This is a genomic window from Myroides sp. LoEW2-1 (assembly GCF_009767705.1).
In the GTDB taxonomy this organism is placed as follows: Bacteria; Bacteroidota; Bacteroidia; order Flavobacteriales; family Flavobacteriaceae; genus Flavobacterium; species Flavobacterium album_A.
The window spans coordinates 1-331 of the sequence record NZ_WSPP01000163.1 but is presented as its reverse complement, the minus strand read 5'-3'; the positions used below and the strand labels follow the sequence as shown (position 1 = coordinate 331).

Sequence of the window (331 nt, the reverse complement as noted above, 5' to 3'; positions counted from 1 at the left end):
ACCTTCATTTTTGATGTCCATCACCAGCTTTTGGTATAGTGGTTTTAAAGCATCCATACTTTGAGCAGCCCAACCATCTATTGTAGAAGAAGCTATATCGATATTTTCTCTTGAAAAGCGTTGCTTTTGTCTATAAAGAGGAAGGTGGTCAACATATTTATCTACAAGTATTGTAGATAATAACCCCTCTGAAGGTATTCCTTTATCTATAATTCGCTCTGGAAGATCGCCAATACTAATTTGAGTGTTGTCTTTACCTTTAGTAGCGTATTTATATCGGATGTAACGCTTGATTTTAAAGTAACCTGGAACATAATCTAACACATCTGTA

At 35.0% G+C, this 331-nt stretch carries 1 protein-coding gene; it reads right to left on the bottom strand.

Annotation, left to right across the window (positions count from 1 at the left end; translation table 11 throughout):
* Positions 1-331: IS66 family transposase (locus tag GOQ24_RS17010; RefSeq protein WP_160339600.1), on the bottom strand; the 331-nt coding region annotated here is incomplete at both ends.